Here is a 9,570-nt window from a genome sequence, read left to right as displayed (position 1 = left end):
TCCCGGCAATATTTACATTTCCATTTCAACCTCCAGCGCTTGCCGTTCGTAATCTCGAGGCGCAAAATAGTTTTGTTTAGCTAAACTACCAAAAAACTAAACATCACCTAATAGGGATGGCAATCATGGCACTGCTGGCTTTTTACGACGAGAATTTTCCTTTTTCGGGTACTCGCCCGAAGCACGCACCACAACAAGCGGTGTGCGCCGATGCGCTCAGTGATGCCTTAAATCGCTGTGCCATGCCTGCCGTCTTGGTGCATTTACACGGCCGCTATTTCCCGCAAGCAGCATGGCCTGCCTTACTCGACTTTTTGGCGCGTGGCGGCAATATGCTCACTTTAGGCCAAGCCGTATTTAGTGAACCGGTCGACACCAATGGCCAGCACCAGCCACAAGCGGCGCTATTTCGCCAGCTTGATATTCATGAAATCCAAAGCGTTAACGCGCCGCACAGCACCCACCTTGCTGCCGGTGCCAACTTCCCTTGGTTGAGCGACAAGCTCGCGCAGCTTGATTTGAATCTGACTGCCAGTACCGACAGCTTGGTACTGATGCCGACCAAAACCAAAGACCAGCCGCTCGATTCGGGTTCAGCCGGGCCGATGGATGCGCGGATTTATCCCTTGCTGATGTGCATGGATGAAGAGCAGCAGCACATCGCCAGCCCGATTGTAATGATTGAGCGCTTGCGTGGCGCGATGGCCGGGTCGCGACAAATATTTGCCAATATCACGCCAGATGAAACGTTCTGGCAGCAAGGCGGTATGGCCTTGCTCGAACAACTCGCCGAGCACGCTAGCCACGGCGTAACCGAATGCTGGCTCAAACCCGACTTTGCTTGCTATGAACCGGGCGAGCACGCAACGCTCACCTTGCAAGCCGAGGCGCTCGGTGCCCCCATCGGGCAAAACTGGACCGCGACCATCACCACGAGGTATCGCGATGCAGTCATTGATTGCAAAAAGCTACAGCTCAATACCCAGCAATCCGGCCTGCAAAGCTTGCGCTTTACCTTGCCGCATGCGATTGCAGCGGGGCTGTATACGCTGCACGCCGAACTACGCAGCGAGCACGGCGATGTGATTCATTTGCAGCAAGGGTTTTGGGGTCGCGACGCCGAGCTGCTCGCACGCGGCACGCGTATGCGCGCTGGCCGCGATTATTTTATTCGCGACGGCAAAACCACGCCGATTGTCGGCATGACGTATATGGCGAGCGACGTACATCGCAAATTCCTGCATCTACCGAATGTCGCAATCTGGCAGCAAGACATGGGCACGCTCGCCAGTATGGGCGTCAATTATTTGCGTACCGGCATTTGGTCGGCGTGGCGGCAATTGATGTTTGTCGATGGTCACGCCAATGAAGCGCTACTGCGCGCGATTGATGCGTTTATTTTGACCGCCGCCAGCCATGATTTGGAATGCTGCTTTACCTTTTTTGCCTTTACCCCGGAAAGCTGGGAAGGTCGCAATCCCTACCTCGATCCGCGCAGTCGCAGCGCGCAAAAGCGCTTTATCCGCAGCATCGTCAGCCGCCACACGCAAACCACGCGCGTGCATTGGGATCTGATCAACGAACCATCGATGTTTGATCCACAGCGGATTTTTGTCGGCCCGCGCAGCTTGGGTGATGAATTTGAAACGCGCGCTTTTATCCAGCATTTGCAGGCGATTAACCCCGATATTGCTCATTGGCAACGCGCATGGGATTTAAGCCCAGCGCAGCTGACCGATTGGTCGGCGGTTCGGCCACCGCAGCCGGAAGACATTGGCTTTAACACCACCGAAATCGCCGTTAAACAGCATGGGCAGTGGCTGGATTACGCGCTATTTACGCAAGCGGTGCACCGCGAATGGGCGGCAGATTTAGCCGCGAGCATTAAGACCCTGATTCCAGACGTGATGGTGTGCGTGGGTCAAGATGAAGCGCTTGGCCAGCAGCGCCCTTCGCCGTTTTTCTTTGCCGATGCCGTCGATTACACCAGTGTGCACAGTTGGTGGCTGAACGACGCGCTAGGCTGGGATAGCTTGTTTAGCAAAACGCCCAACACGCCCAACCTAATCCAAGAAACCGGCATCATGCACGTGGCCCGCGCCAACGGCCGCTCGCGCCGCAATGAGGCTGAGCTGATGCAGCTATTAGAGCGTAAATACGCCTATGCCTTTGCCTACGGCAACGCCGGTGCGGTGCAATGGATTTGGAACTGCAACTACCATATGGACAATATCAACGAGTCGCATATCGGTGCATGCCGTGCCGATGGCTCGCAAAAACCCGAGGCCAGCATTACCGCAGCGTTTGGGCAGTTCATCAAAAAAACTGGGGTATTGCTAGAAAACCGAGAACTAGCAGATATTGCCGTCGTATACCCATTTAGCAATGACTATAGCAATCGCCGCTCAACACTCGCAGCCACGCAAGCAATGGTGCGCAATCTGGCGTTTGAATTTGGCGTGAATCTACGCGCAGTGGGCGAGCATGATTTAAGTAGCCTATTTGCTGCACCGCCGCAGTTGCTCTTACTACCTTGCCCGCAAAACTTGGATGCTACGTGCTGGCAGCAAATCGAGCAACTGCTGGAACAACACGCGATCACGGTGCTGCTCACTGGGCCGGCGACGCTGGATCGCTATTTCAATCCTTGCCAGCGCGCGCCGTTTAGCAAGGCCAGTACGCGCAACTTAAGCCGTGAAGAAACACTGCACATCGCTAATGCCGCGTATCGCGCCAGCTATATTGGCGAAGCCATCGCGCAACTCGATACCGGTTGCGATGCAGCTGGTCAGGCTGAGCAAATCGAACACTTCTCACTCGGCCAAGGGCAAATCATTTGGTGCCCGCTACCGCTAGAACTCAATGCCAATTCAGGCACCTTAAGCGCGCTATATCAATACGCGATGCGCGCCGCCAACATTCAGCCTACTTGGCGCTGGATAGAGAACGAGAAAGCGCCTGCGGGTATTTTCATGCAACAACAGCAATTTGCCGCGCATACACTGTGGATTGCCGTGAACGAAAGCAGTCGCGCTCACGTGCTGCATTGGCAAGCTGGCGCGCACACTTACCGCACCGAGCTTGCCGCTGGCCGCGCACTGCTGTGGCTGACCGATCAACACGGCGTCGTCATCGACAGCCTATGGCAACACCCAGTGGAGAAACGATGAACTCGCCCGCAGAGCAGTTTAATCAGACCCATCCGGCAGCAGCGCGGCCAAGCACGCGGCGTTTTTCATCTGAGGCTGTCGAGGCCAAAATAGCCGTGATTAGCGAGCAAATCAGCGACCCACAATTGCGTGCCTTATTTAGCAATTGCTATCCCAATACGCTCGATACCACGGTGTTTCACCAAGAAAATGTCAACGGTAAACCCGATACCTTTGTCATTACCGGCGATATTCATGCGCTATGGCTGCGCGATAGTTGCGCGCAAGTTTGGCCTTACTTGCCACTCGCGCAGCAAGACCCGACTTTGGCACGCATGATTGCGGGTCTGATTCACCGCCAAACGCAATGCATTTTGCTCGACCCTTACGCCAACGCGTTTAACGATGGCCCTGGGGACAGCGAATGGCAAAACGATCGCACCACGATGCGTCCCGAAATTCATGAGCGTAAATGGGAACTCGATTCGCTGTGCTACGCCATCCGCCTCGCGAATAGTTATTGGCAAACGACGCAAGATGCCAGTGTTTTCGACGCTGATTGGCTGGCGGCAATGGCATTAACCGTTGCCACGATGCAAGAGCAGCAGCGCAAAACCGATGCTGGCCCTTATCGCTTTACGCGCCAAACGCATTGGCAGTCAGACACCTTGCCGTGTAATGGTATGGGCAATCCGCTAAAACCCGTCGGGCTGATTGCATCGATGTTTCGCCCATCAGACGACGCGTGCATTTTGCCGTTTTTGGTGCCGAGCAATCATTTTGCCGTCGTTAGCCTGCGCCAGTTAGCCAGCTTGCTGGACATACATTATCCACACGTGAGTTTGGCAAAAACGTGTCGTCAGCTCGCCGATGAAGTAGAAGCTGCGCTACTGGCCTACGCTCGTGTGCAGCACCCTAAATATGGCACGATCTGGGCGTATGAAGTCGATGGTTTTGGCAATGCGCTGATGATGGATGACGCCAATGTGCCCAGCCTCTTATCGCTACCGTATCTGGGTGTATGCAGCGCTGATGATCCGCTGTACCGCAATACCCGCCGTTTTATATTGTCCGACGACAATCCTTGGTATTTCAGCAGCAGCGACGGGCAGCTCAGTGGCGTTGGCAGTCCGCATACGCTCGCACCACGAATTTGGCCAATGAGTCTGATTATGCAAGCACTGACCAGCAACGACGCCGATGAAATTGCGCGCTGCCTGACGATGCTCAAACTCAGCGATGGCGGCTCTGCGCTGATGCACGAATCCTTCTTGCCCGACGATCCCAGCGACTTCACGCGCAGCTGGTTTGCTTGGGCCAATACGCTGTTTGGCGAGCTGATTTTGCGCGTAGCGCAAGACTTCCCGGCATTGCTGCAATCTCGCACCGCACGCGAGGCAAAATGAGTATCAGCCTCAGAGAACTCGCCCAAGCTGCTGGGGTGTCGGTTGGCACTGCATCGCGGGCGCTCAAACACCAAGCCGGTGTTTCCGAGCAACAACGCCAGCATGTGCAACAGCTCGCAGCAGAACTCGGCTACGACATCTCGCGTTTACAGCGCCAGCCGATTCGCCGCATTTTGTTTTTACTGCACGCGCAGCACACCACCGCCAGCGCCAGCCCGTTTTATGCCGAAGTCGAACGCGGCGCACGCCTTGCATGTTTAAACAAGGGTATTGAGCTGCAGCCATTTAGTGTCAATGCCAATAGCTCAATACGTCGGCAACTCCTGCAGCAAGAAGCCGATGCGATTTTGTGTGTGGGCTTTATCGAGCCAGAAACGCTCGCCGTCGTTCAAGCATTGGGCAAACCGACGACCTTGATCGATGCCAGCGCGCAGCAGCTCGCCAGCGTCAACCCTGACAACCAAGCCGGAACGCGCTTAATGACCGAGCAATTCATTGCGCAAGGTCGGCAACGAATTGCTTTTTTATCCGGCTCGCTGGCGCATCATTCAATCCGCCTGCGTGAGCGCGGCTATCGCCAAGCCTTATTTAACGCCGGTCGCCTCGCCGATCCTGCCTTAGAAGCACTGATTGCGCCGGGCCTCGATTTAGCCAGTGGTACGCGTTTAGCGCTCGATGAATTACTCAACTTAGCGCAGCCGCCTGACGCGATCATTGCGTTTAACGACGCCTGCGCGCTCATCGTACAAGCCGCCTGCCTTGAGCGCGGCATGACACTGCCAGACGATCTTTGGATTGGCGGCTTTGACGATATTACTGCCGCCAAAGCCGCGCAACTCAGTACCATCGCCGTCGATAAAGCCGCACTCGGCGCAGCCGGCATCGAGCAACTCTTAGCGCTTACCGAGCATCAAGCGATTGCCGACACTTTGCAACCCGTAACACTCATTTTGCGCGCCAGCAGCGGCGCAATCAGTACCCAGTGAACACCGTAGCCGTTATAAAACGCGGCGCAGCAACAAAGCCGAAGCACTTGGGCCTTGTTACCTTCAACAGGAGTCAGCCAATGAAATTGCCGAACTTTCAACACCGCGACACTTTACTGGCGCACATCGCCCAAACAATGCGCTTTTATCACCCACGCGCCATCGATGCCAGCGGTGGCTTTTATCATTTTTTCCTCGATGACGGCACAATTTACGACGCGCACACGCGGCATTTGGTCAGCAGCACGCGCTTTGTTTTTAACTATGCCATGGCCTATCGGCAGTTTGGCAACGCCGAATACCTCAGCGCTGCGCAGCATGGCTTAGCCTTTTTGCGCGACGTGCATCGCGACCCGATCAGCGGCGGCTATGCCTGGCAATTGCAATGGCAGCAAGGGCAAAAAACGCTGGATGACGACAGCAACCATTGCTACGGTTTAGCTTTTGTTTTGCTCGCTTACGCCCACGGCGTAATGGCCGGAATTGATGAAGCACGCGCTTGGTTAGAAGAAACTTGGCAACTGATGGAGCAACGTTTCTGGGATAGCGAATATGGTCTTTATGCTGACGAAGCCAGCGCGGATTGGGCGCTAAAACCCTACCGCGGCCAAAACGCCAATATGCACGCTTGCGAAGCGCTGCTCGCTGCGTTTGAAGCGACGGGGGACACGAAGTTTCTGGATCGCGCCGAGCTGCTCGCCCGCCATATCACGCAAAGACAAGCGGCTCTGGCTAATGGCCTGATCTGGGAGCATTACCACGCCGATTGGACTATTGATTGGGATTACAACCGCGATGACAAAAGCAATATTTTCCGTCCTTGGGGTTTTCAACCCGGCCATCTGACTGAATGGGCCAAATTGCTGCTGATTTTAGAGCGCCACCGCCCACTACCCTGGCTCAAACCACGCGCCGAGCAGCTATTTAATACCGCGATGGAACGCGCTTGGGATCACGAACACGGCGGTCTGTATTATGGTTTTGGGCCAGAAAACGAGATTTGCGATAGCGATAAATATTTTTGGGTACAAGCCGAAAGCATCGCCACCGCCGCACTCTTGGCGACGCGTACCGGCAATGCCAATTATTGGGATGACTACCAACGCTTATGGGCTTACGCATGGCAGCATTTCGTTGATCATCAATACGGCGGCTGGTGGCGAATTTTGCGGGCGGACAATCAAAAATACAGCAATGAAAAAAGCCCCGCCGGCAAAGTCGACTACCACACCATGGGCGCGTGTTATGAAGTGCTCAATGTATTAGCGCCATAGTTAGGCTCGCAACGCGCATTGCTTCGCCGCGAAAAGCGTTCTAGCGCGGCGAAAATCCAAACGTCACCAGACCCCAGGGGTAACAGCATGACTTTTCCGCAATTTATTTCCGCCGGTGAAGCACTCACCGACATGATTCGCAGCAGCGATGGGCTCTGGCAAGAAAAAGTCGGCGGCGCGACGTGGAATGTCGCGCGCGTAATGAGTCAGCTCGGCATCCGTAGCGCCTTTGCGGGTGCAGTCAGCCAAGATTGCTTTGGCGATGCACTGATTGCGGCCAGCGTTGAGGCCGATTTAGATTTGCGCTTTATGCAGCAACTGCCGTTTTCGCCGCTCTTGGCCATCGTGCATCAAACCACGCCACCAGCGTATTTTTTTGTTGGCGACAATAGCGCCGATCTGCATTTTGACCCAGCGCGCCTACCCGACGGTTGGCTCAGCGATAGCGTGTGGCTGCATTTTGGCGGCATTAGTCTGGCTCGCCCGCAGCTAGCCAAAAAGCTATTACACATCGCGCGTGCGGCAAAACAAGCAGGCGCAAAAATCAGCTTTGATCCCAACTTTAGAGTGCTGATGGATGCGGCGTACGACCCCACCTTGCAAGCAATGGCGCAATTGGCCGATGTGATTAAAGTTTCTGACGAAGATTTACGCGGTCTGTTTCGCACCGATGACGAAGCCAATGCACTAGCCACTTTGCGCCGCTGGCAACCCGAAGCAATGGTGCTCTACACCCGAGGCGCAGCGGGAGCCAGCCTGTATCACCAAGAAGCACATTGGCAACAAACCCCGCCGCAACTGCAAATCGTCGATACCGTCGGCGCGGGCGACGCCAGTATGGGCGGCCTAATCTGGAGTTTATTGCAATATCCCGCAGCCAATGGCGACACGCATTTACGCCACGCCGTCGCCGCAGGTAGTTTGGCATGCACCCAAGCTGGGGCCAATCCACCCGAGGCCAGGGCTTTAATTCAATTGGCCCAACAGATTTAAATAAAATAACTGCCCGTGCCAATTTTATGCCGCACTACTTTATAAAGCTTATTGAATTCAATTAAATCAGCATGCAGTACCGTCTTTGTTTTTAAAGAAACCACCATTAAAAAATAAGTCAAGCCAATTCACTCAATAAAAATGCGAATTTTAAAATAAATCGCAGCCCCATTTGCCACAAAAAACAGCAAACCCAAAGTGTGAAAATTGCACAGCAATTCAACTTAACAAATAAAAATAATTAGCGCATTATTTTGCCAGAACGAAAAATAATTCATCAATTTATTCAGGGTGTCGATATCATGAAAATAAAAACCAGTACTTTATTATGCGCCAGTGTATTTTTATCTAGCGCATTGAGCGCCAATGCCAGCGTTACCGTTGAATTTTGGTCGCATGCATTAGGCGGAACGTATGATGCTTATCATAAACAAATTGTTGATCAATTTAATCAATCACAAAAAGAAATTATCTTAGTTCATAAAGATATGAACTGGGGCGGTATGAAGCCCGCAATTGTAGCGTCAGTCGCCGAAGGCAAAGTGCCTGGTCTAGCGATGGTGCCAACCGAATGGATGAATGAAATGTCATCTAAATTATTAATGCCGGTGACGAAAGAAATTGCACCATTTAAATCGCAATACACCGATGCGGCATTACAAAATGCCACCGCCCATGGCCAGATTTATGGTTTCCCTTCGTATCAAGTGACTGCGGTTATGGTTTACAACAAAGATATGTTGGCCAAATCGGGGGTAAAACCGGTATTTAATACCATGGACGATGTATTTGCTGCCGCCAAAAAAATTAAAGAGCACACCGGCAAACCCGGCTGGGCCCCTAAATTACAAGATGGTTTTCAAACTTGGTTTTTATTCCAAGGCCTGCCTTTAGTTAAAGACAATAAAGCCGTATTTAATAGCCCAGCGCACGCCGCATTAGTACAAAAATTTGCCGATGCGTATAAAGCCGGCATTATCGTCAAAGACGTTGATCTGACTTTTGATAAACAAATCGCCGCATTTGCCAACAATAGCATTGGCATGTTTGCCGAAGGTGGCCACGCAGTTAAAAAAATTAACGACGCCAATCCACGCGCCTACGCAGCAGCAGGCGTAACCAGCTTCCCACTGAACGACGCAAAAACCGCAGCGTTTGGCGGCTGGAGCACGATGTATGTCGTTCCCAAAGGGCAAAAAAACATGGCTGCCGTTGCTAAAGCGGCGCAATACCTGACGAGCGATGCCGTGCAAATGGCATTTGCAAAATCATCCAACACCTTTGCCTCAACCAAAAAAGCCAATGCCCAGCTCGCCAATGACCCAGCGATGAATGATCCAAAAGACCTTGGTAAAGTGGCGTTTAAAATGGGAACGCAAGTGATCGATAAATCACGGCATTTTATGCTTCGCGATGTACCCGATGAAGCCATCATGCATAAATTGATGAACGATAAAATCGACGCCGCGATTCAAGGCCGAATTCCAGTGCAAAAAGCCCTCGATGAAGCCGTCGCCGATTGGAATAAACGTTTAGCCAAAAAATAAACATCACACCAACAGCTGCGAGCTTGCGCTGCGAAATGGGCCTAAGCTTGCGAGGCGACTTTTGTTCAGCGCACTGCCAGCTCGCGCCTAAGTCATTGTGATTTAATCTATTTTTCTAACGTTAATCGCCCTGCTCGATAAAAAAGCATTGACGCAACGATATATCCAATATATAGTTCGGCCTCTGTCGCGGGATGGAGCAGTTGGCAGCTCGT

The 9,570-nt window shown here is 52.9% G+C and carries 6 protein-coding genes; all 6 read left to right on the top strand.

Annotated features, from left to right (window positions below):
* Positions 1–125: 125 nt before the first annotated feature.
* The 6 genes from Q0V82_RS15795 to Q0V82_RS15770 all read left to right on the top strand — a co-directional run bounded on the left by Q0V82_RS15795 (position 126) and on the right by Q0V82_RS15770 (position 9,355).
* Entirely contained in the window at positions 126–3,170 is a 3,045-nt protein-coding gene (locus Q0V82_RS15795) for a hypothetical protein (protein ID WP_297577290.1), read from the top strand.
* Complete coding sequence (locus Q0V82_RS15790) at positions 3,167–4,555, top strand: glycoside hydrolase family 125 protein (protein WP_297577288.1); 1,389 nt, start codon at positions 3,167–3,169, stop codon at positions 4,553–4,555. Before Q0V82_RS15795 ends, Q0V82_RS15790 begins: the two co-directional genes overlap by 4 nt.
* Positions 4,552–5,541, top strand: a complete 990-nt coding sequence (locus Q0V82_RS15785) for a LacI family DNA-binding transcriptional regulator (protein WP_297577286.1) — start codon at positions 4,552–4,554, stop codon at positions 5,539–5,541. Before Q0V82_RS15790 ends, Q0V82_RS15785 begins: the two co-directional genes overlap by 4 nt.
* Before the next feature lie 80 nt (positions 5,542–5,621).
* Positions 5,622–6,815: an AGE family epimerase/isomerase gene (locus Q0V82_RS15780; protein WP_297577284.1), complete on the top strand. Its 1,194-nt coding sequence runs from the start codon at positions 5,622–5,624 to the stop codon at positions 6,813–6,815.
* A gap of 87 nt (positions 6,816–6,902) precedes the next feature.
* On the top strand, positions 6,903–7,808 hold the full coding sequence (locus tag Q0V82_RS15775; protein WP_297577282.1) for a carbohydrate kinase: 906 nt from the start codon (positions 6,903–6,905) through the stop codon (positions 7,806–7,808).
* Between the two features lie 302 nt (positions 7,809–8,110).
* Positions 8,111–9,355 carry an ABC transporter substrate-binding protein gene (locus tag Q0V82_RS15770; RefSeq protein ID WP_297577280.1) on the top strand — a complete coding sequence of 415 codons (1,245 nt, stop codon included), beginning with the start codon at positions 8,111–8,113 and terminating at the stop codon, positions 9,353–9,355.
* Positions 9,356–9,570: the final 215 nt, after the last annotated feature.

Origin of the sequence: uncultured Deefgea sp. (assembly GCF_947072475.1) — a bacterium.
GTDB lineage: Bacteria > Pseudomonadota > Gammaproteobacteria > Burkholderiales > Chitinibacteraceae > Deefgea.
This window is presented reverse-complemented; position numbering and strand designations above follow the sequence as displayed.